23 protein-coding genes and 2 tRNA genes are annotated in these 24,820 nt (G+C 70.4%); 6 read left to right on the top strand and 19 right to left on the bottom strand.

Annotated elements, in window-relative coordinates; genetic code table 11:
* Nucleotides 1-11 precede the first annotated feature (11 nt).
* The 8 genes from mreD to ACE1OA_RS22805 all read right to left on the bottom strand — a co-directional run bounded on the left by mreD (nucleotide 12) and on the right by ACE1OA_RS22805 (nucleotide 9,511).
* Nucleotides 12-677 (bottom strand): rod shape-determining protein MreD, encoded by a 666-nt coding sequence (gene mreD, locus ACE1OA_RS22840; RefSeq protein ID WP_356598780.1) that lies wholly within the window; start codon nucleotides 675-677, stop codon nucleotides 12-14.
* Nucleotides 674-1,663, bottom strand: a complete 990-nt coding sequence (gene mreC / locus ACE1OA_RS22835) for a rod shape-determining protein MreC (protein ID WP_356598782.1) — start codon at nucleotides 1,661-1,663, stop codon at nucleotides 674-676. The genes mreD and mreC overlap by 4 nt, the downstream gene beginning before the upstream one ends.
* A gap of 117 nt (nucleotides 1,664-1,780) precedes the next feature.
* Nucleotides 1,781-2,800 carry a rod shape-determining protein gene (locus ACE1OA_RS22830; protein ID WP_125753625.1) on the bottom strand — a complete coding sequence of 340 codons (1,020 nt, stop codon included), beginning with the start codon at nucleotides 2,798-2,800 and terminating at the stop codon, nucleotides 1,781-1,783.
* A 285-nt stretch (nucleotides 2,801-3,085) separates the two neighbouring features.
* Nucleotides 3,086-3,499: a nucleoside-diphosphate kinase gene (gene ndk, locus ACE1OA_RS22825; RefSeq protein WP_356598784.1), complete on the bottom strand. Its 414-nt coding sequence runs from the start codon at nucleotides 3,497-3,499 to the stop codon at nucleotides 3,086-3,088.
* Between the two features lie 98 nt (nucleotides 3,500-3,597).
* Nucleotides 3,598-3,969, bottom strand: a complete 372-nt coding sequence (locus tag ACE1OA_RS22820; protein ID WP_432753288.1) for a DUF4233 domain-containing protein — start codon at nucleotides 3,967-3,969, stop codon at nucleotides 3,598-3,600.
* A 5-nt stretch (nucleotides 3,970-3,974) separates the two neighbouring features.
* A complete protein-coding gene (gene folC, locus ACE1OA_RS22815; protein WP_432753287.1) occupies nucleotides 3,975-5,483 on the bottom strand; it encodes a bifunctional tetrahydrofolate synthase/dihydrofolate synthase in 1,509 nt (502 codons plus the stop codon).
* Between the two features lie 107 nt (nucleotides 5,484-5,590).
* Nucleotides 5,591-6,739, bottom strand: a complete 1,149-nt coding sequence (locus ACE1OA_RS22810) for a sensor histidine kinase (protein ID WP_361310916.1) — start codon at nucleotides 6,737-6,739, stop codon at nucleotides 5,591-5,593.
* A gap of 150 nt (nucleotides 6,740-6,889) precedes the next feature.
* Nucleotides 6,890-9,511, bottom strand: a complete 2,622-nt coding sequence (locus ACE1OA_RS22805) for a valine--tRNA ligase (RefSeq protein WP_384866615.1) — start codon at nucleotides 9,509-9,511, stop codon at nucleotides 6,890-6,892.
* Between the two features lie 138 nt (nucleotides 9,512-9,649).
* Between ACE1OA_RS22805 and ACE1OA_RS22800 the strand changes: the two genes are divergently transcribed.
* Nucleotides 9,650-10,597 carry a hypothetical protein gene (locus ACE1OA_RS22800; RefSeq protein ID WP_356598794.1) on the top strand — a complete coding sequence of 316 codons (948 nt, stop codon included), beginning with the start codon at nucleotides 9,650-9,652 and terminating at the stop codon, nucleotides 10,595-10,597.
* Nucleotides 10,598-10,662: 65 nt separating this feature from the next.
* On the opposite strand, the gene clpX is transcribed toward ACE1OA_RS22800, so the two are convergent.
* From clpX to ACE1OA_RS22775, 5 genes are all read right to left on the bottom strand, one after another.
* Nucleotides 10,663-11,946: an ATP-dependent Clp protease ATP-binding subunit ClpX gene (clpX, locus tag ACE1OA_RS22795; protein WP_147978018.1), complete on the bottom strand. Its 1,284-nt coding sequence runs from the start codon at nucleotides 11,944-11,946 to the stop codon at nucleotides 10,663-10,665.
* Between the two features lie 155 nt (nucleotides 11,947-12,101).
* Nucleotides 12,102-12,779: an ATP-dependent Clp protease proteolytic subunit gene (locus ACE1OA_RS22790; protein ID WP_356598796.1), complete on the bottom strand. Its 678-nt coding sequence runs from the start codon at nucleotides 12,777-12,779 to the stop codon at nucleotides 12,102-12,104.
* Nucleotides 12,780-12,825: 46 nt separating this feature from the next.
* Nucleotides 12,826-13,443: an ATP-dependent Clp protease proteolytic subunit gene (locus ACE1OA_RS22785; protein ID WP_356598798.1), complete on the bottom strand. Its 618-nt coding sequence runs from the start codon at nucleotides 13,441-13,443 to the stop codon at nucleotides 12,826-12,828.
* A gap of 233 nt (nucleotides 13,444-13,676) precedes the next feature.
* Complete coding sequence (gene tig, locus ACE1OA_RS22780; protein WP_356598800.1) at nucleotides 13,677-15,065, bottom strand: trigger factor; 1,389 nt, start codon at nucleotides 15,063-15,065, stop codon at nucleotides 13,677-13,679.
* A gap of 211 nt (nucleotides 15,066-15,276) precedes the next feature.
* Nucleotides 15,277-15,353: transfer RNA gene (locus tag ACE1OA_RS22775), tRNA-Pro, on the bottom strand.
* Nucleotides 15,354-15,484: 131 nt separating this feature from the next.
* Here ACE1OA_RS22775 and ACE1OA_RS22770 point away from each other — a divergent pair.
* Nucleotides 15,485-15,558 (top strand) — tRNA-Gly (locus tag ACE1OA_RS22770).
* 199 nt (nucleotides 15,559-15,757) lie between these two features.
* On the top strand, nucleotides 15,758-16,141 hold the full coding sequence (locus tag ACE1OA_RS22765) for an amphi-Trp domain-containing protein (RefSeq protein WP_356598802.1): 384 nt from the start codon (nucleotides 15,758-15,760) through the stop codon (nucleotides 16,139-16,141).
* Nucleotides 16,142-16,177: 36 nt separating this feature from the next.
* Here ACE1OA_RS22765 and ACE1OA_RS22760 read toward each other — a convergent pair whose 3' ends face one another.
* Entirely contained in the window at nucleotides 16,178-16,372 is a 195-nt protein-coding gene (locus ACE1OA_RS22760; RefSeq protein WP_147978023.1) for a hypothetical protein, read from the bottom strand.
* Nucleotides 16,373-16,725: 353 nt separating this feature from the next.
* On the opposite strand from ACE1OA_RS22760, the gene ACE1OA_RS22755 reads away from it, so the two are divergent.
* A complete protein-coding gene (locus tag ACE1OA_RS22755; RefSeq protein WP_356598804.1) occupies nucleotides 16,726-17,814 on the top strand; it encodes an acyltransferase family protein in 1,089 nt (362 codons plus the stop codon).
* A 28-nt stretch (nucleotides 17,815-17,842) separates the two neighbouring features.
* Here ACE1OA_RS22755 and ACE1OA_RS22750 read toward each other — a convergent pair whose 3' ends face one another.
* Both ACE1OA_RS22750 and ACE1OA_RS22745 read right to left on the bottom strand, forming a co-directional pair.
* Nucleotides 17,843-18,292 (bottom strand): HD domain-containing protein, encoded by a 450-nt coding sequence (locus ACE1OA_RS22750; RefSeq protein ID WP_356598806.1) that lies wholly within the window; start codon nucleotides 18,290-18,292, stop codon nucleotides 17,843-17,845.
* Between the two features lie 119 nt (nucleotides 18,293-18,411).
* Nucleotides 18,412-19,557: a PP2C family protein-serine/threonine phosphatase gene (locus tag ACE1OA_RS22745; RefSeq protein ID WP_356598808.1), complete on the bottom strand. Its 1,146-nt coding sequence runs from the start codon at nucleotides 19,555-19,557 to the stop codon at nucleotides 18,412-18,414.
* A 107-nt stretch (nucleotides 19,558-19,664) separates the two neighbouring features.
* On the opposite strand from ACE1OA_RS22745, the gene ACE1OA_RS22740 reads away from it, so the two are divergent.
* Nucleotides 19,665-20,894 carry a GNAT family N-acetyltransferase gene (locus ACE1OA_RS22740; protein ID WP_432753286.1) on the top strand — a complete coding sequence of 410 codons (1,230 nt, stop codon included), beginning with the start codon at nucleotides 19,665-19,667 and terminating at the stop codon, nucleotides 20,892-20,894.
* A gap of 80 nt (nucleotides 20,895-20,974) precedes the next feature.
* On the opposite strand, the gene ACE1OA_RS22735 is transcribed toward ACE1OA_RS22740, so the two are convergent.
* Together ACE1OA_RS22735 and ACE1OA_RS22730 are read right to left on the bottom strand one after the other, a co-directional pair.
* Nucleotides 20,975-21,802 (bottom strand): Fpg/Nei family DNA glycosylase, encoded by an 828-nt coding sequence (locus ACE1OA_RS22735; protein ID WP_356598812.1) that lies wholly within the window; start codon nucleotides 21,800-21,802, stop codon nucleotides 20,975-20,977.
* A 7-nt stretch (nucleotides 21,803-21,809) separates the two neighbouring features.
* Nucleotides 21,810-22,301 (bottom strand): ribose-5-phosphate isomerase, encoded by a 492-nt coding sequence (locus ACE1OA_RS22730; RefSeq protein ID WP_356598814.1) that lies wholly within the window; start codon nucleotides 22,299-22,301, stop codon nucleotides 21,810-21,812.
* Between the two features lie 184 nt (nucleotides 22,302-22,485).
* Between ACE1OA_RS22730 and ACE1OA_RS22725 the strand changes: the two genes are divergently transcribed.
* Nucleotides 22,486-23,934, top strand: a complete 1,449-nt coding sequence (locus ACE1OA_RS22725; RefSeq protein WP_356598816.1) for an amino acid permease — start codon at nucleotides 22,486-22,488, stop codon at nucleotides 23,932-23,934.
* A gap of 269 nt (nucleotides 23,935-24,203) precedes the next feature.
* On the opposite strand, the gene ACE1OA_RS22720 is transcribed toward ACE1OA_RS22725, so the two are convergent.
* A complete protein-coding gene (locus ACE1OA_RS22720; protein ID WP_356777522.1) occupies nucleotides 24,204-24,797 on the bottom strand; it encodes a biotin transporter BioY in 594 nt (197 codons plus the stop codon).
* Nucleotides 24,798-24,820: the final 23 nt, after the last annotated feature.

The following is a 24,820-nucleotide window of genomic DNA, read 5'->3' as shown; positions in this document are numbered from 1 at the left end:
GGTCCCCTCGGTCACAGTCGCTTGACTCCCTTGATGCGTCCGGCGCGTGAGGCTCTGCTGCGGGCGGCCTTCACGCGCAGGCCGCTGCGCTGGCTGCCGATCCGCAGGCCGGTCCCCGAGGAGAGCCAGCCGGAGGCGACGTCGGCGCCGCCGCCGCCGGACTCGGCGAGCGGGTCGTTCTCCGCGCGCCGGGCCAGGGCCATGATCAGCGGCACGGTGAAGGGCGCGAGGAGGAGGTCGTAGACGGCCGCGGTGAACAGCAGCGAACCGAGGCCGACATGGCGGGCGGCGGTGTCGCCGACGAGGGCGCCGACGCCCGCGTAGAGCAGGGTGGAGCCGATCGCGGCGGCGACGACCACGGCCATCGGGCCGGTGGCGGACTTGAGCCGGCCGTTGTCGGGGCGGGCCAGTCCGGCGAGGTAGCCGATGACGCAGAGGACCAGGGCGTAGCGGCCGGCGGCGTGGTCGGCGGGCGGGGCGAGGTCCGCGAGGAGGCCGGCGCCGAAGCCGATGAGCGAGCCGCTGACCGGCCCGTACACGAGTGCGAGACCGACGACGGTCAGCAGGACGAGGTCGGGGACGGCGCCCGGGAGCTGGAGGCGGGCGAGGACGGAGACCTGGACGACCAGGGCGACCACGACGAGTGTGACGGAGAGAAGGATGCGGTTGAACTTCACGGCGTCACTCCGTCCTCTTCGTCCTGTGCGGTGCCCTGGGTCCTGCCCTGGGTCTGCGGCTGTCCCGGCTGCTGCCCGTCCGGTGGTGGCGGGCTGACCGTGACGGTGACGGTCGGCGCGGGCTTGGGCTTGGCCGGCAGGACCGTGTCGCGGGGGTCGGTGCGCGGGGCCTGGACCACGATGCCGACGATGTCCAGCTTGGTGAAGCCGACGTACGGGCGGACGTAGATGTTGCGGGTCAGGCCGCCGCCGGCCGGGTCGACGCGGACGACCTCGCCGACCGGGACGCCGGGCACGAAGGGCTTGTCGGCCTGCGAGCCGAAGGTGACGAGCCGGTCGCCGGCCTTCACCTTGGCCTTGCCGTTGAGCAGCTGGACGAGCAGCGGGCGGTCCCCCTGGCCGGTGGCGAAGCCGAGCTCGTCCGTCTTCTCCATGCGGGTGCCGACGGTGAAGTCGGGGTCGTTGGCGAGGAGGACGGTCGAGGTGGAGGGGCCGACGGTCGTGACGCGGCCGACGAGGCCGGAGCCGTTGAGCACGGTCATGTCGCGGGTGATGCCGTCGTTGGCGCCGGCGTCGATGGTGACGGTCCAGGAGAAGCCCTGGGCCGCTCCTATGGCGATGACCTCTGCCGCCTTGATCCCGTACTGTCCGGCGCCGGCCGTCTTCAGCATGGTGTCGAGTTCGCGGATCCGGCTGCGGTTGCGGTCGTCGCTGCCGAGCTTGGCCTTGAGGGCGGCGTTCTCGCGTTCCAGGGCGGCGATCCGGGTGTGGCGCTCTCCGGAGTCGCGTACTGCCCCTATGGCGTTGCCGATCGGGTCCACGGCCGCCGCGACGCCGTTCTCCACCGGCCCGAAGACCGTGGCGGCGGCTTGCCGGGCACCGTCCACCGGTGACTCCTCGCCGCCGCGGATGTCCACCGTGATCAGTGCGAACGCGATGGCGATCAGCAGCACCAGGAGCAGCCGGCTCTCTCGTGTGTCCCTCACGTGCGGCGGCCGTGCCTTTCCTCTTGGTTCGGTTGTTCTGTCCGAATCATGCCGTTATATCAACGATCCGCCGCCCGGGGGACCTTGCCACCCGTGCAGCGGATCGTCATCGGTCCGTTATCGGCGGGGCTGTGCGTCCAGGACCTGCTGGAGGGCTTCGAACTCCTCCACGCACTTGCCCGCGCCGAGCGCCACCGAGTCCAGCGGGTCCTCGGCGATGTGGATCGGCATGCCGGTCTCCCGGCGGAGTCGCTCGTCGAGGCCACGCAGCAGGGCGCCGCCACCCGTGAGAACGATGCCGCGGTCCATCACGTCACCGGAGAGCTCGGGCGGGCACTTGTCGAGCGTCGTCTTCACGGCGTCGACGATGGCGTTGACCGGCTCCTCGATGGCCTTGCGGACCTCGGCGGCGGAGATGACCACGGTCTTGGGCAGACCGGAGACGAGGTCGCGACCCCGGATCTCGGTGTGCTCGTCCTTGTCGAGGTCGTAGGCCGAGCCGATGGTGATCTTGATCTGCTCGGCGGTGCGCTCACCGAGGAGCAGCGAGTACTCCTTCTTGATGTGCTGGATGATCGCGTTGTCCAGCTCGTCGCCGGCGACCCGGATCGACTGTGCCGTGACGATTCCGCCGAGCGAGATGACGGCCACCTCGGTGGTGCCGCCGCCGATGTCGACGACCATGTTGCCGGTCGCCTCGTGCACCGGCAGGCCCGAGCCGATGGCCGCGGCCATGGGCTCCTCGATGATGTGCACCTGGCGGGCGCCGGCCTGCGTCGAGGCCTCGATGACGGCGCGGCGCTCGACTCCCGTGATGCCCGAGGGCACACAGACGACGACCCGGGGGCGGGCCAGGTAGCGACGCTTGTGGATCTTGAGGATGAAGTAGCGGAGCATCCGCTCGGTGATCTCGAAGTCGGCGATCACGCCGTCCTTCAGAGGCCGGACCGCGACGATGTTGCCGGGCGTCCGCCCGATCATCTTCTTCGCCTCGGCACCGACGGCGAGGATGCCACCGGTGTTGGTGTTGATCGCGACGACGGACGGCTCGTTCAGAACGATGCCTCGACCCCTGACGTACACCAGCGTGTTGGCGGTCCCGAGGTCGACAGCCATGTCACGGCCGATGAACGACATTGAGTTCCCCTTGTTTCCCATGAGGATGCGTCGGGCCTTCCCTATCGGAGCGTTGACGGCTTCTCAGGTCGGCGAGATGGTGGGTGAGTGGGTACTGCGGCTGGAGTTTTCCATCGTAGTGCCGCCCCCACGGATCCCGCGCGGCGGTCCACCTCTGTTTGAGGTGACGGTAGGACGCTGCGATGCGTTCCCGATTGTGCCGTTCATATGCCCGGGGGCGACCGAAATTCCTTCGGTCGCCCCAGGTCGTTGCGGTGTTCGGCTGACGTCGAGTCAGTGAACGGGTCAGACGAGACCCGGGAAGAAGATCTTCAGCTCCCGAATGGCGGACTCCTCGGAGTCCGAGGCGTGGATCAGGTTCTCGCGGACGATGGTGCCGTAGTCCCCGCGGATGGAGCCGGGCGCGGCGGCGATCGGGTCCGTCGGGCCGGCGAGGGCCCGCAGCCCCTCGATGACGCGCTCGCCCTCGACGACCAGGGCGACGACCGGGCCGGACTGCATGAAGCCCATCAGCGGCTCGTAGAAGGGCTTGCCCTTGTGCTCGCCGTAGTGCTGCTCCAGCGTCTCCTGGTCCAGCTCGCGCAGTTCCAGAGCGGCCAGGGTCCAGCCGGCCTTCCGCTCGATGCGGCCGATGATCTCGCCGACCAGGCCACGGCGGACGGCGTCGGGCTTGAGCAGGACGAGGCTGCGCTGGCTCACGGTGGGGACTCCTTCGTAATGCAGTGTGCGGGGACCTCAGAGGCTACAGGGCGGACCCGGCGCGCGATTACGCAGCGTCAGGCCCTCGGGAGACGCTCCTAGGACGCCGAGGCGGCGGCGTCCGCGGCGTCCGCCGCCTCCGCCTGGGCGGCCCAGCGGGCCTTCGCCTCGTCGATCTTGCGGCCGTAGTGGATGGACGCCCACCACAGCACCGCGAAGACGGCGCCCAGGAAGAACATCACCGGCACCACGACGCCGCTCGCGATCAGGGCGATCTGCAGGACCCAGCCGAGCTGGAGGCCGCCCGGGCGGGTGATCATCCCGCACAGCAGGACCGACAGCAGCATCGCGACACCGCAGACCGACCAGACCGCCGCCATCGACAGGCTGTCGTCCTTCATGGCGACCAGACCGGCGAAGCCGATCACGAAGACCTCGCCGATCAGGGTCGAGGCACAGAGCGTACGCATCGGATTCAGCGCCTTCCCAGCAGCAGCCGGGCATCCCCGACCGTGAAGATCGAACCGGTCACCAGCACACCGGCCCCGGCGTACTCGTCCTCTTCCTCGGCGAGCGTGATCGCCGCCTCGATCGCGTCGTCCAGCCGCGGCTCGACGACCACCCGCTCGTCGCCGAAGACCTCCACGGCGAGCGCGGCGAGCGCGTCGACGTCGGTGGCGCGCGGGCTGGAGTTCGCCGTGATCACGATCTCCGCGAAGATCGGCTCGAAGGCCTCCAGGAGTCCCCTGGCGTCCTTGTCGGAGCTGGTGCTCACCACGCCGATGAGCCGGGAGAACCCGAACGACTCGGCGATGCCGTCCGCCGTCGCCCGTGCGCCGGCCGGGTTGTGCGCCGCGTCCAGGATGACCGTCGGGGAGCTGCGCACGACCTCCAGGCGGCCCGGCGAGAAGACCGAGCCGAAGGCCCGGCGGACCGTGTCGATGTCCAGGATCCGGGCCTGGTTCGCGCCGACGCCGAAGAACGCCTCGACCGCCGCGAGCGCCACCGCGGCGTTGTGCGCCTGGTGCGCGCCGTAGAGCGGCAGGAAGATCTCCTCGTACTCGCCGCCGAGGCCGCGCAGGGTCAGCAGCTGGCCGCCGACCGCGATCTCGCGCCGGACGACGCCGAACTCCATGCCCTCGCGCGCCACCGTCGCGTCCACCTCGACGGCCTTCTTCAGCATGACCTGCGCCGCGTCCACCGGCTGCTGCGCCAGGACCACGGTCGCGCCCTGCTTCACGATCCCGGACTTCTCGCCCGCGATCTCGCCGGGCGTGTTGCCGAGCCGGTCGGTGTGGTCCAGGTCGATGGGGGTGACGACGGCGACCGAGCCGTCGATGACGTTCGTGGCGTCCCAGGTGCCGCCCATGCCGACCTCGACGACCGCCACGTCCACCGGGGCGTCCGCGAACGCCGCGTAGGCCATCGCGGTGATGACCTCGAAGAAGGAGAGCCGGAACTCCTCGCGCGCGTCCACCATCTCCACGTACGGCTTGATGTCCTGGTACGTCTCGATGAACCGCTCGGCGGAGATCGGCGCGCCGTCCAGGCTGATCCGCTCGGTGATCGTCTGCACGTGCGGCGAGGTGTAGCGGCCGGTGCGCAGGTCGAAGGCGCCGAGCAGGGCCTCGATCATCCGCGCCGTGGACGTCTTGCCGTTGGTGCCGGTGATGTGGATCGAGGGGTACGCGCGCTGCGGCTCGCCCAGCACGTCCATCAGCGCGGCGATCCGGCGGACCGACGGCTCCAGCTTCGTCTCGCCCCAGCGCGTCGCCAGATCGGTCTCGACGTCACGCAGTGCCCGGTCCACCTCCGGGTCGGCGGGCCGGGCGGGCACGGGGTCGCCCTGGGGCGGACCGGACTGCGCGCGCAGCGTGCGGCTGCCGGCCTCGATCACCGCCAGGTCGGGGTCACGGTCGGTCTCGGCGTCGACGATCTCGTCGAAGGGGTCGGACTCGTCGAACTGGTCGCGGGGCTCACTCACGCGCCCAGTCTACGGAGGGGTACCGGCGGGACCATGGACCCACCCCTTTCGGGACTTTCGGTCCACCGCCCGCCGAACCGTCCGGGCAGGATCGGCAAGACGAGCCCTTAGGTCCTGTCCCGGCGGAAGCCCGTCGGCAGCAGGGCGGTCACCCGGTAGGTGTCGCCGTCCGGGCCGGCCGTGAGCGTGCCGCCCATGCTGGTGACCCGTTCCTCCATCGAGAACAGGCCGGTGCCGGTCGAGACCGGGGCGCGGTCCGGCGGCGTCCGGGGCAGCGGGTTGGCGACCTCGATGCGCAGATCGGGTCCGGCGACCGTGATCGAGACGGCCACCGGCAGCCCGGGGGCGTGCTTGGCGGCGTTGGTCAGACACTCCTGGACGACCCGGTGCACGGCCGTCTGCCGGAGCGGGGACAGCGCCTTCGCCTCCTCGGTGACGGTCAGGTCGACCGGGCCGCCCATCCGCTCGCTCTCCTCGGCGAGCACGGCGAGGCCGTCCAGGCCGGGGGTCTGCGCCGCCCCGTCCGCGCGCCGGACGACGGTCTCGTTGAGCATGTGGTGCGCCCGCCGCGCGGTGTCGGCGAGCTCCTCGAAGTCCTTCTGGTGGGCCTCTCCCCGGGCGCGCACGGACAGCACCTCGGCCCGCACCGCGAGCACCGTCAGCTCCCGGCCGACCAGGTCGTGCACGTCCCGCCCGACCGAGATCCGCTCCTCCTGCACCGCCTGCCGGGCGGCGGCCTCGGAGCGCTGGGCCTCCAGGGCGCGCACCAGGTCCTGGCGGTAGGCGGCGATGCCGACGCCCGCCGCCAGGACGCCGATCGGGACGACGAGGCTCAGGAAGTCGCTCAGCGTGTCGCCGTGCCGGGCGGGCCAGCCGGGGGTGAGGAAGAGCCCGTAGGCCGCGAGCACGTAGAGCGCGGTCGCGGTGATCGCGACCCGTCGGCCGCGGAAGCGGCCGAGCGAGTAGAGCGCGAACTGGACCATCGTGACCTCGTGGAGCCAGCCCATCAGGACGAGCGCCACGAGGTACGGCACCCAGGGCAGCCGGCGCCGCAGCACCAGCGTTCCGGCCCCGGCCGCCAGGACCAGGGAGGCGGTCACACCCGTCAGCGAGTTGTCGGCGCGCGCGAGGCCCGGCACGTCGAGGGACATCAGCGCGAAGGCGCTCAGCGCGGTGACGACGTCGAGGGCGCGCGGTGAGCCCGCCCACCGGTCCACGCGATGGCGCAGCGCGTGGGCGGCGGAAAAGCGGAACATGCCCTCCATCATCCAAGGTCCTTGGACCCGGAGGGACGGACCTTGGTCACAAGTGGCGTGATGTCCGGCACTTCGGACAGACGGGCGGGCCCGGAACCAGAGGGTTCCGGGCCCGCGTCGATCGATCCGCTCAGGCGTCCGCGCCGGCCGTCAGGCCTGCGGCAGCCGGTCCAGCTGCGTCTGGATCCGGGCGATGTCCTCGTCCGCCTTGGCGAGGCGCGTCCGGATCTTCTCGACCACGTTGTCCGGCGCCTTCGCCAGGAACGCCTCGTTGCCGAGCTTGCCGTTGGCCTGCGCCTTCTCCTTCTCGGCCGCCGCGAGGTCCTTGGCGAGGCGCTTGCGCTCCGCCGCGACGTCGATGGTGCCGGACAGGTCGAGCGCGACGGTCGCCCCGGCGACCGGCAGGGAGGCGGTGGCGGAGAAGCCCTCGCCCTCCGGCTGGAGGCGGAGCAGCTGCCGGATGGCGGCCTCGTGCGGGGCGAGCGCGGTGCCGTCCAGCTCCAGGCGGGCCGGGACCTTCTGACCGGGCTGCAGACCCTGGTCCGAACGGAACCGGCGGACCTCGGTGACCACGCGCTGGACGAGCTCGATCTCGGCCTCGGCGGCGTCGTCGCGGAAGCCGGAGTCCTGGGGCCAGTCGGCGATGACGACCGACTCCTGACCCGTCAGGGTCGTCCAGAGCGTCTCGGTGACGAACGGGACGACCGGGTGGAGCAGCCGCAGCGTGACGTCCAGGACCTCGCCCAGGACGCGGCCGGAGACCTTGGCCTGCTCGCCGCCGGCGAAGAAGGTCGTCTTCGACAGCTCGACGAACCAGTCGAAGACCTCGTCCCACGCGAAGTGGTACAGGGAGTCCGACAGCTTCGAGAACTGGTAGTCGTCGTAGAACGCGTCGACCTCGGCGACCGTCTTGTTGAGACGGGAGAGGATCCAGCGGTCCGTGGCGGACATCTGCGACGGGTCCGGCAGCGGACCCTCGACCGTGGCGCCGTTCATCAGCGCGAAGCGCGTGGCGTTCCAGATCTTGTTGGCGAAGTTCCGGGACGCCTGGACCCAGTCCTCGCCGATCGGGACGTCGACACCGGGGTTGGCCCCGCGGGCCAGGGTGAAGCGGACGGCGTCGGAGCCGTAGGTGTCCATCCAGTCCAGCGGGTTGACCGCGTTGCCGAAGGACTTCGACATCTTCTTGCCGAACTGGTCGCGGACCATGCCGTGCAGGGCGATGGTGTGGAACGGCGGGGTCCCGTCCATCGCGTAGAGGCCGAACATCATCATCCGGGCGACCCAGAAGAAGAGGATGTCGTAGCCGGTGACCAGGACGGAGTTCGGGTAGAACTTCGCCAGGCTGTCGGTCTGCTCGGGCCAGCCCAGTGTGGAGAACGGCCACAGGCCGGAGGAGAACCAGGTGTCGAGGACATCGGTGTCCTGGTGCCAGCCCTCGCCCGTGGGAACCTCGTCGTCCGGTCCGACGCAGACGATCTCGCCGTTCGGGCCGTACCAGACGGGGATGCGGTGACCCCACCAGAGCTGGCGCGAGATGCACCAGTCGTGCAGGTTGTCGACCCAGTCGAAGTACCGCTTCTCCATCTCCTGCGGGTGGATCTTGACCTTGCCGTCACGGACCGCGTCACCGGCGGCCTGGGCGAGCGGGCCGACCTTGACCCACCACTGCATCGACAGGCGCGGTTCGATGGTGGTCTTGCAGCGCGAGCAGTGGCCGACGGAGTGGACGTACGGACGCTTCTCGGCGACGATCCGGCCCTCGGCGCGCAGCGCGGCGACGATGGCCGAGCGGGCCTCCAGCCGGTCCAGGCCCTGGAAGGGGCCGTGGGCGGTGATGACCGCGCGCTCGTCCATGACGGCGAGGTTCGGCAGGTTGTGCCGCTGGCCGATCTCGAAGTCGTTCGGGTCGTGCGCCGGCGTCACCTTGACGGCGCCGGTGCCGAACTCGGGGTCGACGTGCTCGTCGGCGACGACCGGGATCCGGCGGCCGGTGAGCGGGAGTTCGATCTCGGTGCCGACGAGGTGCTGGTAGCGCTCGTCCTCGGGGTGGACGGCGACGGCCGTGTCACCCAGCATCGTCTCGGCGCGGGTCGTCGCGACGACGATCTCCGTGTCCCCGGAGCCGTACCGGATCGAGACGAGCTCACCGTCGTCGTCCTGGTACTCGACCTCGATGTCGGAGATGGCCGTCAGACAGCGCGGGCACCAGTTGATGATGCGCTCGGCGCGGTAGATCAGCTCGTCGTCGTAGAGCTTCTTGAAGATGGTCTGGACGGCCTGGGACAGGCCCTCGTCCATGGTGAAGCGCTCACGCGACCAGTCGACGCCGTCACCGAGGCGGCGCATCTGGCCGGAGATCTGCCCACCGGACTCGGCCTTCCACTGCCAGACACGCTCGACGAACGCCTCGCGGCCCAGATCGTGGCGGGACTTGCCCTCCTTGGCGAGCTCGCGCTCGACGACGTTCTGGGTGGCGATGCCGGCGTGGTCCATGCCCGGCTGCCACAGCGTCTCGTAACCCTGCATCCGCTTGCGGCGGGTGAGGGCGTCGATCAGCGTGTGCTCGAAGGCGTGCCCCAGGTGCAGCGAGCCCGTGACGTTCGGCGGCGGAATGACGATGGTGTACGGAGGCTTGTCGCTGTTCGCGTCGGCCTCGAAGTAACCACGCTCTACCCAGCGCTCGTACAGCTTCCCCTCTACTTCGGCCGGCGCGTACTGGGTCGGCAGTTCGGGGTTGGCTGCTGGCTGCTGCTGAGTGTTGTCGGTCACGGGCCCAGTTTAGGGGTGTCACCGGGTGGTCCTGAAACGCGATTGTTCCGTAACGGTGTGACCCCCGCCGCCCCGGTGGCGACACGGTTCCGACAGGATGTTCGTTACGCATAAACATCCTGTGAGGGGAACCTGTCCATGAGTTACAACCAGCCGGGCCCGTACGGCGGCCAGCCTCAGCAGCCCGGGCCGTACGGCCAGCCGGGCCCGTACGGTCAGCAGCCCCCGCAGCCGCCGCACGGTCAGCCCCAGCCCGGCTACGGCTACCCGCAGCAGGCGCCGCAGGGCGTGCCGCCGCAGCAGCAGCCGTACGGGTACCCCCAGCAGCAGCCCGGCCCTTACGGCCAGCCCCCTCAGCAGCCTCCGTACGGCCAGGCCCCGGGCGGCTACCCGCCGCCCCCGCCGGGTGCCCCGAAGAAGAAGACCGGCCTGATCATCGGCGGTGCCGTCGTCGCGCTCGCGCTGATCGCCGGTGGTGCGTGGTACTTCACCGCCGGGGGCGGCGGTTCGTCGGTGGCCGACGACGGCCCGCACAAGCTGGTCACACCGGAGACGGTGCTCGGCGAGTACAAGAAGGCGCCGGGCAGCGACGGTGCGGGTGACAAGGACTCCCTCAAGGACGCGCAGCAGAACGGCGTCAAGAACGCCAAGAACGTCAGCGCGCTCTATCAGGTGAAGGACCCGGCCAACCCGCTCGGCACCAAGATGATCTCCTTCAACGGCCTGTACGGGGAGATCGACGACCCCGAGAAGGTCGTCGACAGCGTCTTCGCCAGCATCAAGACGGAGGCCGACAAGGACAAGGGGAAGGCCGACGAGCCCGAACTGCTCGGCAGCCCGAAGGAGTACGAGCCGGCGGAACTCGACGGCGCGATCCTCAAGTGCCAGCAGGCCAAGACCAAGGCCGACGCCGCCACGTCCGCGCCGGCGTTCACCATGACCTTCTGCGTGTGGGCCGACCACAGCACGGTGGGCTTCGTGACCCCGATGGACATGGCCTCCGTCGCCGCGGGCAAGGCCGGTTCGCCCGAGGAGGCGGCCACCATCTCGGCCAAGCTCCGCAAGGAAGTCCGCGTCAAGGCCTGACGCACGACACAGGGGCGCCCGGCCGGTTGTCGTCAACCGGCCGGGCGCCCCTGTGTGGTGACCTGCTACGCCGACTTCTCGTGGCGCCCGTCGTTCTTCACGATCCGCGGCACCAGCGTCGGGTTCACGTTGTTGTGCACGACGTCCGCCGTGATGACCACGCGGGCCACGTCCTTGCGGGACGGGACCTCGTACATCACCGACATCAGGACCTCTTCCATGATGGCCCGCAGGCCACGCGCGCCCGTGCCGCGCAGGATCGCCTGGTCGGCGATGGCCTCCAGGGCGGGGCGGTCGAAGTCCAGCTCCACGCCGTCCAGTTCGAAGAGCCGCTGGTACTGCTTCACCAGCGCGTTGCGCGGCTCGACGAGGATCTGCAGCAGCGCCTCGCGGTCCAGGTTGTGCACCGACGTCAGCACGGGCAGACGGCCGATGAACTCCGGGATCATCCCGAACTTCACCAGGTCCTCCGGCATGACCTCCTGGAACTGGTCGCTCGCCTCGATCTCGCGCTTGGAGCGGATGGTCGCCCCGAAGCCGATGCCCTTGGCGCCCGCACGCGACTCGATGATCTTCTCCAGGCCGGCGAAGGCGCCGCCCACGATGAAGAGCACGTTCGTCGTGTCGATCTGGATGAACTCCTGGTGCGGGTGCTTGCGGCCGCCCTGCGGCGGCACGGAGGCCGTGGTGCCCTCCAGGATCTTGAGGAGGGCCTGCTGGACGCCCTCGCCGCTCACATCACGGGTGATCGACGGGTTTTCACTCTTCCGAGCGACCTTGTCGATCTCGTCGATGTAGATGATCCCGGTCTCGGCCTTCTTGACGTCGTAGTCGGCCGCCTGGATCAGCTTGAGCAGGATGTTCTCGACGTCCTCGCCGACGTAGCCGGCCTCCGTGAGCGCCGTCGCGTCGGCGATGGCGAACGGGACGTTGAGCATCCGGGCCAGGGTCTGCGCGAGCAGCGTCTTGCCGGACCCGGTGGGGCCCAGCAGGAGGATGTTGGACTTCGCCAGCTCGATGGCGTCGTCACGGCCCTGCGCTCCGCCGTTCTCGCCGGCCTGGACGCGCTTGTAGTGGTTGTACACCGCGACCGAGAGGGCCTTCTTCGCGGGCTCCTGCCCGACGACGTACCCCTCGAGGAACTCGTAGATCTCGCGGGGCTTGGGGAGCTCCTCCCACCGCACCTCGCTCGTCTCGGCGAGTTCTTCCTCGATGATCTCGTTGCAGAGGTCGATGCACTCATCGCAGATGTACACACCGGGCCCCGCGATGAGCTTCTTCACCTGCTTCTGGCTCTTTCCGCAGAACGAGCACTTGAGCAGGTCGCCGCCATCACCGATGCGTGCCACGAGGTGCTTCCCCTTCGCCTGGGAGTGCTTGGTTCAGCACTCCTGGTGCCTCATATTCGACGGTACCTTGCCGGACCCCCCGTTCGGGCCCCCCTTGACACGGTTCACATGAACGGGAACGGTCCGCGTGCCCGTGTCAGGGGGGAGGCCGAGGGTCAGGCTGCCGAGGCGGCCGTGCTCTTGCGGGTCGAGACGATCTGGTCGACAAGGCCGTACGCGAGGGCGTCCTCGGCGGTCAGGATCTTGTCGCGCTCGATGTCGTCGCGGATCTTCTCGATCGGCGTCGAGGAGTGCTTGGCCAGCATGTCCTCGAGCTGGGTACGCATGCGCAGGATCTCCTTGGCCGCGATCTCCAGGTCGGAGAGCTGCTCACGGCCGGTGCCGCCGGACGGCTGGTGGATCAGCACACGGGCGTTCGGCAGGGCCATCCGCTTGCCGGGGGTGCCGGCGGCGAGCAGCACGGCCGCGGCGGAGGCCGCCTGGCCCATGCAGACCGTCTGGATGTCCGGCTTCACGAACTGCATCGTGTCGTAGATCGCCGTCAGCGCGGTGAAGGAGCCACCGGGGCTGTTGATGTAGATCGAGATGTCGCGGTCCGGGTCCATCGACTCCAGGCAGAGGAGCTGTGCCATGACGTCGTTGGCGGACGCGTCGTCGATCTGCACGCCGAGGAAGATCACGCGCTCCTCGAAGAGCTTCGCGTACGGGTCGTACTCGCGGATGCCCTGGGAGGTGCGCTCCACGAAGCGCGGGACGACGTACCGGTTGTCCACCTGAGCGCCGGTGTAGAGGCCGCTCGCGGAGAAGTTGGGGGTCATTGGGGTGTTCACCATCCTGGTGGCGTTCGGTGGGCTGGGGCTCTTCAGCGGACTGCCGGGCTCAGGCGCCCGTGCCGCCGCCGCCGGGAACGCCCGCGGCGTGGGTGATGATGTCGTCGATGAGGCCGTACGCCTTGGCCTCGTCCGCGGTGAACCAGCGGTCGCGGTCGCCGTCACGGATGATCGTCTCGACGGTCTGGCCGGAGTGGTGCGCGGTGATCTCGGCCATGCGCTTCTTCGTGCGAAGGAGGTACTCGGCCTGGATCTTGATGTCCGAGGCGGTGCCGCCGATGCCGGCGGAGCCCTGGTGCATCAGGACGTCGGTGTTCGGCAGCGCGAAGCGCTTGCCGGCGGTGCCGCCGGTGAGCAGGAACTGGCCCATCGAGGCCGCCATGCCCATACCGATCGTGACGACGTCGTTGGGGATGTACTGCATGGTGTCGTAGATGGCCATGCCGGCCGTCACCGAGCCACCGGGGCTGTTGATGTACAGGAAGATGTCCTTCTCCGGGTCTGCTGCCAGGAGGAGCATCTGCGCCGTGATCTTGTTGGCGATCTCGTCGTCGACCTGCTGGCCGAGGAAGACGATGCGCTCGCCGAGCAGCCGGTTGTAGACATGGTCGCCGAGGCCACCACCGATGGACGGCTCACCCGCGGCGTAAGGCATCAGATTCGTCACGTATCCACCTGCTCGTCTCTGACGGCTCCGGCCGTCTCAGCGTCTCTCGTACTGGGGACGGGGTACGACCCTGCCCTCGTATTCATGGACCCTAACGCGCAGGTAGGACAACGCCATCCCGCTTCCCGAACTGTTCGCTGGGAGCGCAAGGTAGTTGGGGGTCCTGCGCATACGTCCACGGGCCCGGGCGCACCGCAGTGCGTCCGAGCCCGTGGAGCGGTTCAGCGCGAGGCTCAGGCCTCGTTCTTCTCCTCGGCGACCTCGGTCTCGCCGGTGACGGCCTCGACCGTCTCGGCGGCGGTCTCGTCCTCGTCGTCCTCGAGGTCGACGGTCTCACCGTTGGTGTCGACGACCTTGGCGGCCTCGACGACGACCGCGAGGGCCTTTCCGCGGGCGACCTCGCCGACGAGCATCGGCACCTGGCCACCCTCGACGACGGCCTGGGCGAACTGGTCGGGGCTCATGCCGGAGGAGGCGGCGCGGCGCATGAGGTGCTCGGTGAGCTCCTCCTGGCTGACGTTCAGCTTCTCCTTGTTGACGAGCTCATCGAGGATGAACTGCGTCTTGATGCCCTTCTCGGCCTGCTCCTTGGTCTCCGCCAGGAACTCGTCCTCGGTCTTGCCCTGGATCTCCAGGTACTTCTCGAGGGTCAGGCCCATCTGGCCGAGCTGGTGGTGCTCCAGGTTGTGCTTGCGGGTGTTGATCTCGTCCTCGAGAAGCTTCTCGGGCATCGGGACCTCGACCAGCTTGAGGAGCTCGTCGAGGACGCGCTCCTGGGCCTGGGTGGCCTGGTCGAACTGCTTCATGTTCTCGAGGCGCTTGCGGCTGTCGGCCTTGAGCTCGTCGAGGGTGTCGAACTCCGACGCCATCTGCGCGAACTCGTCGTCCAGCTCGGGGAGCTCGCGGGCGGCGACGGCGGTGACCTTGACGGAGACCTCCGCGTCCTTGCCCTCGGCGGAGCCGCCCTTCAGCTGCGAGGTGAAGGTGGCGTCGCCGCCGGCCTCCAGGCCGGTGACGGCCTCGTCGATGCCGTCGAGGAGCTCGCCGGAACCGATGGTGTACGAGACACCCTCGGCGACACCGTCGGGCAGGACCTCGCCGTCGACCTTGGCCTCGAGGTCGATGGTGACGACGTCACCCTCGGCCGCGGCGCGCTCGACGGGGTTGGTGGAGGCGAAGCGCTCGCGCAGCTGCTCCACGGACTTCTCGACGTCCTCGTCGGTGACCTCGACGGCGTCGACGGTGACCTCGATGCCCGAGTAGTCCGGGATCTCGAGGACCGGACGGATGTCGACCTCGGCGGTGAAGGCCAGCAGCTCGCCGTCCTTCAGCTCCGTGATGTCGACCTCGGGCTGACCCAGCGGGTTGACCTCGGCCTCGTTGACGGCCTCGGTGTAGAACTTCGGGAGCGCGTCGTTGACGGCCTCCTCCAGCACCGCACCACGGCCGAACCGCTGGTCGATCACACGAGCCGGGATCTTGCCCTTACGGAAGCCCTTGACCGTGACCTGCTGGTTGATCTTCTTGTACGCCGCGTCGAGGCTGTCCTTGAGCTCCTCGAAGGGCACCTCGACAGTGAGCCGAACCCGAGTCGGGTTCAGGGTCTCCACGGCGCTCTTCACGGTTCGGTCTCCTTGGTGGCTGATTCTTGGATTCTGCCGATGCCGCTTGGTGGCGGTTCCGGCCGATCGGCCCGGTCAGAGAGACACACGGGCACGCAGCTTGCATAGTAACCGCAAGCGGGATGACGCCCACAACGCGATCATGCGGGCGGATCCGGTCCCGCCCGCCGCCGTCCGCCGCTGAGTGCGTGGTGACGCTCGCCGATCGTGATGGTCGGGGTGGCGGGATTTGAACCCACGGCCTTCCGCTCCCAAAGCGGACGCGCTACCAAGCTGCGCCACACCCCGTCGGTGCGACACGTAGGGTACATGGACGGAGACAGTGCGACGCCACCGTTTCAAGGGGCGTGCGGGGACCGCCCGGGACCCGCTACGATGCTGTCCGTGCCGCGGCCCTCGTGACCTGCGGCGCGATCTGTGCGGGCGTAGCTCAATGGTAGAGCCCTAGTCTTCCAAACTAGCTACGCGGGTTCGATTCCCGTCGCCCGCTCCACTGCTCAGGGCCGGTCCGGAGATCACTCTCCGGACCGGCCCTGAGGCGTTTCCGGGGCGCCTGCGGGCATCGGGGGGCGCGCGGATGCATCGCGCGGGATGCCGGGTCCGGCGGGCGCCCGCAGAATGAACTCAGTCCCTCTCTCCACTTTCCTCGTCTGCTTTCCCTCCTCCCCCTCTCCGCCGCATCGGAGGCAGTCATGAAGGACCTGAAGTTCGAGCAGAAGCGCTCGTTGTCCCGTCTGGAGGCGGCCGATCAGCTCTCGGCGCTGGCCGAGGCGCTGCGGCAGGGCGGGGAGGCCGAGCTGGAACTGGGCTCCGGGACGCTGAGCATGCGGATCCCCGAGGAGCTCCGCAGCGAGGTGGAGTTCGAGGTCGGCGACGGCGAGATCGAGCTGGAGATCGAGTTCAAATGGCCGACGCGACGGCCGCGCAAGGCGGCCCCCAAGGCTCCCGAGGCCGAGTCCGGGGAGCAGGCCGTCGCGAAGCCGGCGCGCAGCCGGAAGAGCACGGCCGCGAGGCCCGCGCCGAAGGCCGCCGGCGGGGCGAGGAAGACGAAGCGGGCCGCCTCGAAGTCGGCCTGAGGGCCGGCGGGCAGCAGCCGGCCGGGAACGGCCGGCTCAGAACTTGATGGAGCTGACGGTCTGCGTTATCGAGTCGAGGAAGCGCTGGATGTCGTCGGCCATGCCCGTGGAGGCAAGGAAGAAGCCGAAGAGCACCGCGACGACGGCCGGTCCGGCCTTCAGGTTCCCGCCGCGGATCAGCACCACCAGGATGATCGCCAACAGCAGCACCACAGACAGTGAAATGGCCACAACTGATCACACCCTCGGTCGGTCCCACCTTGCCGCCCGGGAGCGCACGTCACAGAACACCCCCGCTGTATCCATCGTGCCACCAACTGCCGCCCCCTGAACGCCGGGTGAGCAATCGTCGCGGTCGGATTCGAGCCAACCCACCGGATCCCGCCGGGATCGACGCACGGGTCACACTCCTTCTCCACAGCAAATACGCAGGAGCGGACAGGGTGACCGAGATCATCGGGCAGCGCCCTCTTTAAGCCGGATTAATCGGTCCATAGCGGGTGTTGTCGCCGCGTGTCCGACAGGACGGGACAGAGCCGAAGAGGGCTTTACGTCTGCGATTTCACGCCGTTAGGGTGCGGCAGATGTCCTCCCCCCACGGCGTGTCCGAACGTGTCCGATCCCCTCACGAGCGGACGCCCGGACCGATCGGCTCCGGCCCGCCCCCGGCCGCGCGACGCGAGGCGTACTTCGACAACGTGAAGTACCTCGCGATCGTGCTCGTCGCCGTGGGCCACGCCTGGGAGCCGCTGCTGGGCGGCAGCCGCGCCACCCAGGCGCTGTACATGATCGTGTACACCTTCCACATGCCGGCCTTCATCCTGGTCTCGGGCTACTTCTCGAAGAGCTTCACCGCCCGGCCCGATCAGCTCCGGCGTCTGGTGACCGGGGTGCTGGTCCCCTATCTCGTCTTCGAGACCGCCTACTCGCTCTACCTGCGGTGGGCCGGGGGCGAACCGGACCAGCCGCTCAGCCTGACCGACCCCTTCTATCTGACGTGGTTCCTGCTGGCCCTGTTCGTCTGGCGGCTGTCGGCCCCGCTGTGGCTCACGCTGCGCCACCCGGTGGCGGTGGCCCTCACGGTCGCGGCGCTCGCCTCCCTCACCCCGGGCATCGGCGGCGACCTGGACCTCCAGCGGGTTCTGCAGTTCCTGCCCTTCTTCGTGCTCGGTCTGGTGCTGCGCCGCGAACACATCGAGCTGCTGCGCCGGAAGGCCGTGCGCGTGCTCGCGCCGGTGGTGGTGCTCGTGGCGCTCGTCGTCGCCTACTGGGCGGCGCCCCGCATGAAGAACGGCTGGTTCTACCGGGCGGACAGCGCCCAGGAGATGGGCGCGGCCGGCTGGACCGGCCCGGTGATGACCCTGCTGCTGTTCGGCTGTGCGCTGCTGCTGACGGCGGCGTTCCTGGCCTGGGTGCCCCGCCGGCGGACCTGGTTCACCGTGCTGGGCGGAGGAACGCTCTGCGGCTACCTCCTGCACGGCTTCCTGGTGAAGGGCTTCGCGTACGCCCGGCTGCCGGAGCTGTACCCGTGGCTGCGCTCGCCCGCCGGCGAGGTCCTGGTGACGCTGGGCGCCGCGGCGGCGGTGACCCTCCTGTGCACCCCGCCGGTACGGCGGGCGATGCGCGGGGTGACCGAGCCCCGCCTCGCGTGGGCCTTCCGGCGCGAGTCCTGACCCGTGGCCCGGCCGGGCAGCCGGGCCGTCAGCCCGCGGTCAGTCCGAGCAGGGCGCGCACCCGGGCGTACTTGGCCGTCAGCCGGATCCGGGTGGGCTCGTCGAGGACGGCGAGCCGGGCCGGATCGGCGTTGTGCGCGAGATCGGCCTCCTTCACCAGCAGCGCGCCGGGGGTGTCCAGGATCCGCCGGGTGTAGTCCTCCGTCTCCTCGCCGGGGCGCTTGCTGAGCGCGAGGACCATGTCCTTGACCGTGCGCGGCAGGGCGAGGGCCGCGAGCCGGCCGGCGGAGAGCGCGTCGTCCTCGACGGAGTCGTGCAGCCAGGCCGCCGCGATCTGCTCGTCGCTGCCGCCGCGCACCCGGACCCCCTCGGCGACCGCCTGGAGGTGTTCGGCGTACGGGCGCCCCGCCTTGTCGGTCTGCCCCTGGTGGGCGTCGCGGGCGAGGCGCTCGATCTCGGCGAGGGTCAGGTACGGCATGCGCCGACTCTACGGGCCGGGGGCCGGCACGTCAGCGGGCGCGGAGCGCCGCCCGGGCCGGCAGCGCGGTGACCGGCCCCACCCTCTGTGTCACGGGGGTTTGACCCCCACCCCCTGTGTCACGCCTGGCGGCTGATGAGCAGCAGGGCGCGGTCGTCGTTCACGTCCTTGGCGCAGGCCTCGATGAGGTGCCAGGCCGCGCCCTCGAAGCCGGAGGCGACGTAGCGGTCGGCCTCGCCGGTGAGCCGGTCGATGCCCTCGGCGATGTCGCGGTCCGCGGCCTCGACGAGTCCGTCGGTGAAGAGCATCAGGACGTCGCCCGGCCGCAGGGAGCCCTTGACGGGGTGGAACTCGGCGCCGTCGTAGACGCCGAGGAGGGGGCCCTCGGCGGCCTTCTCCTCCCAGCGTCCGCTGCCGGCGTGCAGCTGGAGGGCGGGGAGGTGACCGGCGGACAGCAGCTCGTAGTCCCCCGACTCCAGGTCGAGGACGAGGTGGATGGAGGTGGCGAAGCCCTCGTCCCAGTCCTGGCGCAGGAGGTAGCCGTTGGCGGCGGGCAGGAAGCCGTGCGGGGGCAGCGAGCCGAGCAGTCCGCCGAAGGCGCCGGAGAGCAGCAGCGCGCGGGAGCCGGCGTCCATGCCCTTGCCGGAGACGTCGGTGAGGAGCACCTCGAGGGTCCGGCCGCCGTGGGTGCGGGCCGCCACGACGAAGTCGCCGGAGAAGGACTGGCCGCCGGCCGGGCGCAGGGCCATCTCGCGGTGCCAGCCCTGGGGGAGCCGGGGCAGGGCGCTCTGGACCCGGATGCGTTCGCGCAGGTCGAAGAGCATGGTGCCGCCGCGCCGCCAGGGCACGCCGACCCGGGCCCGGAACTGGGCGATGAGCAGTCCGAAGAGTCCGCACGCGGCCACCACGAGGACCGTGCCCGGGGTGACCCGGGCAGGGCCCTCCAGGTAGGGGCCGAGGACGAGGGACTCGACGATGAGGGCGCCGGCGGAGGCCGCGTACAGACCGAGGAGGCTGGCGGGCCGCAGGAGCAGTCCGCCCGCCACGATCGGCAGGACGAGGGCGGCCGGTGCGCACCACACCGGGTTGGCGAGGGTGCCCCAGGTGATCGCGGGGACGGTGAGGAGGAGTCCGGCCAGCGCGACCCAGTCGGAGCCGTCGCCGCGGAAGTAGTCGACGCCGGACTTGCGCAGCGCGATGCGGACCCGGTGTGCGCTCTTGCGCAGCCGGGCCGAGTACGAATCGACACCCGTGCGACGTCCCATTGGGCTGGACCCTATCCACCCGATCGGACCTCGTGCAGGGGGACCCCGGAGACATTGCACGCGAAATCGGGTCGCCCGTGGTCCGGGGGCGCTGATATCGATGGCATATGACGACTGAGCTGCGGGTACTCGACCCGGCCGAGTGGGACGACTGGTACGCGATGCTGGAGCTCGCCTTCGGCGGCGTCCCGGAGGCCGCGGAGGAGCGCGAGCTCTGGCGGGAGCTGACCGAGTGCGAGCGGTCCCTCGGTGTCTGGGACGGCGGGCGCTGTGTGGGGTCGGCGGGAGCGTTCCGGTTCCGGATGTCCGTGCCGGGCGGCGCGATCGTGCCGACGGCCGGCGTCACGATGGTGGGGGTGGCCGCGACGCACCGGCGGCGGGGCGTCCTGACGTCGATGATGCGGCGCCAGCTGGACGACGTGCGGGCGTGGGGGGAGGCGCTCGCGGTGCTGACGGCCTCGGAGCCGGAGATCTACGGGCGCTTCGGGTACGGGATCGCCGCGTACACGACCCGGGCGACGATCGACACGAACCGGGTACGGCTGACGGTGCCGCGGGGCACGGACGAGGTGACGCTGCGCCAGGTGGATCCGGCGGAGGCGGCCGACCGGTGCGAGGGGGTGTACGCGCGCCGGGTCGCGCACCGGCCGGGGATGATGGAGCGGCAGGCGAAGTGGGAGCGGTTGCCGCGGCTCGACCCGCCGGGCGAGCGCGCCGGCGCCTCGCCGCTCCAGTGCGTGCTGGCGGAGCGGGACGGGGAGGTGGTCGGGTACACGCTGTACGCGATCAAGCCGGAGTGGTCCCCCGCGGGGGCCGAGGGTTCCGTGTTGCTGCGGGATCTGGAGGCGCTGGACCCGGCGGCGGAGGCGGCGCTGTGGCGGTTCCTGTGTTCCGTGGACCTGACGTCGAAGGTGCAGATCCACACCCGGCCGGTGGACGACGCCTGGCAGCACCTGGTGAGTGACATCCGGCGCTGCACGCCGACGCAGCGTGACCAGCTGCACCTGCGGCTGGTGGAGGTGGGCGCGGCACTGGAGGCCCGCGCCTACCAGGCGCCGGTGGATGTGGTGTTCGAGGTGGAGGACGCGTTCTGCCCCTGGAACGAGGGGCGTTGGCGGCTGACCGGTGACGCGAAGGGTGCGGTCTGCGTCCGCACCGCCGATCCGGCCGATCTCTCCTTGTCCGTACGGGAGTTGGGCGCGGCGTATCTGGGCGGGATCTCGCTCGTGTCGCTGGCCGCGGCCGGGCGCGTACGGGAGCTGCGGACGGGCGCGCTGACGGAGGCGTCGGTGGCCTTCGGCTGGCCGGTGGCGCCCTGGCTTCCGCACGGTTTCTGATCCGGCCCCGCCGGGTGGCGGCCGGGGCTGCGCGTGCGCGCACCGGAGACGTCAGCGCCCCGGCCCGCGCGGAGGCGGCGCTACGTTCCGGCGGCGGCCCGGCCCCGCTGGCAGCCGGGGCACCAGAAGAGGTTGCGGGCGGCGAGATCGGCGGTGCGGATCTCGCCGCCGCAGATGTGGCAGGGCTGGTGGGCCCGGCGGTAGACGTAGACCTCGCCGCCGTGGTCGTCGACGCGCGGCGGGCGGCCCATCGCCTCGGGGGTGTGCTCGGGGCGGACCGTGTCGATGCGGTTGAGGCGGACCCCCTCGCGCATCAGGGCGACGAGGTCGGTCCAGACGGCGTCCCACTCCCCCGCCGTCAGGTCCCGGCCGGCGCGGTAGGGGTCGATGCCGTGCCGGAAGAGCACTTCGGCGCGGTAGACGTTGCCGACGCCGGCGACGATCTTCTGGTCCATGAGCAGGGCGGCGATCGTGGTCCGCGAGGCGGAGATCCGGCGCCAGGCCCGGGCGGGGTCGTCGCCGGGGCGGAGCGGGTCCGGCCCCAGCCGGTCGTGTATCGCCCGCTTCTCGCCGTCGGTGATCAGCGCGCAGGTCGTCGGGCCGCGCAGGTCGACGTACGCGTCGGCATGGGCGAGGCGCAGTCGCACGGTGTCCGTGGGCGGCGGCGCGGGGGCGTCGCCGAAGGCGACCTTGCCGAACAGCCCGAGGTGGATGTGCACCCACTCCCGGCCGGGGAAGGCGAGGAAGAGGTGCTTGCCGTGCGCCTCGGTGTCCTCGAGCACGGCGCCGTCGAGGAGGGCCGCGGAATCGGCGAACTTGCCCTGCGGGCTGGAGACACGCACGGACCGGCCGCCGAACCGTTCTCGGTAGTCGGCGGCCAGTCGGTGGATCGTGTGCCCTTCGGGCATGGAGGGATCAGGCCTCGTTCTGCGGGTGGTGGGCCGGGATCGGGGGGAGCTCGCCGGTCGTCTCGTAGGCGGTGAGCATGTTGATCCGGCGGGTGTGACGCTCGTCACCCGAGTACGGGGTGTTCAGGAAGATCTCGACGAACTTCGTCGCCTCTTCCTGGGTGTGCATCCGGCCGCCGATGGAGACGACGTTGGCGTTGTTGTGCTCGCGGCCGAGGGCGGCGGTCTGCTCGCTCCAGGCGAGGGCCGCGCGCACCCCCTTCACCTTGTTCGCGGCGATCTGCTCGCCGTTGCCCGAGCCGCCGATGACGATGCCGAGGCTGTCCGGGTCCGCGGCCGTCTTCTGGGCGGCGCGCAGGCAGAACGGCGGGTAGTCGTCCAGGGCGTCGTAGATGTGGGGACCACAGTCGACGGGCTCGTGGCCATGGGCCTTCAGCCACTCGACGAGGTGGTTCTTGAGTTCGAGGCCGGCATGGTCGGAGCCGAGGTACACGCGCATGGTTCCGAGTGTGGCACGCGGGGAGCGGGGTAGCCGTCAGCGGGGTCGGGACCTTCACCCCTTCCGGTCTGGACCTTCGACCCTCGCGCAACGATCCGGAATCGGCTCTTCCGATCTACCCGGGTCACAGTGTTCAATGCTCGGGCTCGCGACCCGAGCCCTCCCCACACGTAAGGAAGCGTCCATGAACACGCAGCCGACCCTTGCGAAGGAAGGCGGCGACACCGGAACCACCGGTGATTCCCAGTCTTCCGACGGACTCAAGGCCGGTCTCAAGAACCGCCACCTCTCGATGATCGCGATCGGTGGCGTCATCGGCGCCGGCCTGTTCGTCGGTTCCGGCTCCGGCATCGCCGCGGCCGGTCCCGCCATCCTCCTCTCGTACGCCCTCGTTGGCGCGATGGTCGTCTTCGTCATGCGGATGCTCGGAGAGATGGCCGCCGCACGGCCGTCCTCCGGCTCCTTCTCCGCCTACGCCGACACGGCCCTGGGCCGCTGGGCCGGTTTCTCCATCGGCTGGCTGTACTGGTTCTTCTGGGTCGTCGTGCTCGCCGTCGAGGCGACCGCCGGCGCGAAGATCCTCGAGAGCTGGATACCCGCGGTGCCGCAGTGGGGCTGGGCCCTCATCGTGATGGTCGTGCTCACCGCGACCAACCTGGCCTCGGTCTCCTCCTACGGCGAGTTCGAGTTCTGGTTCGCCGGCATCAAGGTCGTCGCGATCGCCGCGTTCGTCGTCGTCGGACTGCTCGCCGTCTTCGGCGTGCTCCCGGGCTCGGACAACCCCGGCGCGGGCTTCGCCCACCTCACCGACACCGGGGGCTTCTTCCCGATGGGCGCGGGGGCGATCCTCACCGGCGTGCTGATGGTCGTCTTCTCCTTCATGGGCAGCGAGATCGTCACCCTGGCCGCCGGCGAGTCCGAGGACCCGCAGCGCGCCGTGACCAAGGCCACCAACAGCGTGATCTGGCGCATCGGCGTCTTCTACCTGGGCTCGATCTTCGTCGTCCTGACGCTGCTGCCCTGGAACGACAAGTCGATCGTCGACAAGGGCTCGTACGTCGCCGCCCTGGACTCCATCGGCATCCCGCACGCCGGCCAGGTCATGAACGTCATCGTGCTGACCGCCGTGCTCTCCTGCCTGAACTCGGGCCTCTACACCGCCTCCCGCATGGCCTTCTCCCTCGGCCGGCGAGGCGACGCGCCCAAGGCCTTCGCCCGCACCAACAAGCGGGGCGTGCCGCAGGCGGCGATCCTGTCCTCGGTGCTCTTCGGCTTCGTCGCGGTCTTCTTCAACTACAAGTGGCCCGACACCGTCTTCGCCTTCCTGCTGAACTCCTCCGGAGCGGTCGCCCTCTTCGTCTGGCTGGTCATCTGCGTGACCCAGCTGCGCATGCGCGGGATCATCCTGCGCGAGTCGCCGGAGAAGCTGGTCGTGAAGATGTGGCTCTTCCCCTACCTGACGTGGGCGACGATCGCCATGATCGTCTTCGTTCTCGGCTACATGCTGTACGACGGCGGCAGCGCCCGTGAGCAGGTCGTGCTGTCCCTGCTGGTGGCCGCCCTGGTGCTGGTCATCGCCGTGGTCCGCGACCGGTTCTCGAAGAGCCGCGCGGACGTGACGCCCGAGGCGTGACCCCCGGCCGGCGGTGACGCCGGACAGGACATGAGCGGGAGGCCCTCCGAACCGGAGGGCCTCCCGTCGTCTTTCCCCGCCCCGGGAACCCCGCGGCCCCCGGGCCTCCGGGCCTCCGGGCCCGGCCGCACGGACGCACCGAACGCACGGGCGCGCGGACCCCGCGAAAGCGTCCGGACACACGGGCGCGCCCGGACGCACGGAAGAGGTCCGCCGGGCCGAGGACGGACCTCGACCCGGCGGACCTCTCCGGAGATGCGTGCGGGGTGTCAGCCCTTGCGGCCGACGAGCTTCCAGGCGGTCGGCAGCAGGCCCATCGCCAGCGCGGCCTTGAGCGCGTCGCCGATCAGGAACGGGGTCAGGCCGGCGGCGATCGCCTGCGACAGCGTCATACCGGTGGCGAGGGCGAGGTACGGGACACCCACCGCGTAGATGACGAGGGAGCCGAGCGCCATCGTCCCGGCGGTGCGCAGCACCGAGCGGTCCGCGCCGCGGCGCGCGAGGGCGCCGACGACGGTGCCGGCGAGCAGCATGCCGAGGATGTAGCCGAAGGACGGCATCGCCCATCCGGAGGACGCCTGCGCGAACCACGGCACGCCCGCCATGCCGGCCAGCGCGTACAGGGCCAGGGAGAGGAAGCCGCGGCGGGCGCCGAGCGCCGTGCCGACGAGGAGCGCCGCGAAGGTCTGACCGGAGACGGGGACGGGCGAGCCCGGGACCGGGACGGCTATCTGCGCGGCGATGCCGGTGAGGGCGGCGCCGCCGACGACCAGGGCGATGTCGCGCGTGCGGCCGACGGGCAGCAGGTCGGCGAGGACCGTGCCGGCACGGAGGGGACGGACGGGGGTGACGGCGGTGGTCATCGGTTCTCCGCGAGGTCGAGGGG

The organism is Streptomyces sp. JL2001, assembly GCF_050917515.1.
Lineage (GTDB): Bacteria > Actinomycetota > Actinomycetes > Streptomycetales > Streptomycetaceae > Streptomyces.
The sequence above is the reverse complement of the archived record's forward strand: the minus strand, read 5'-3'. Positions and strand labels throughout refer to the sequence as shown.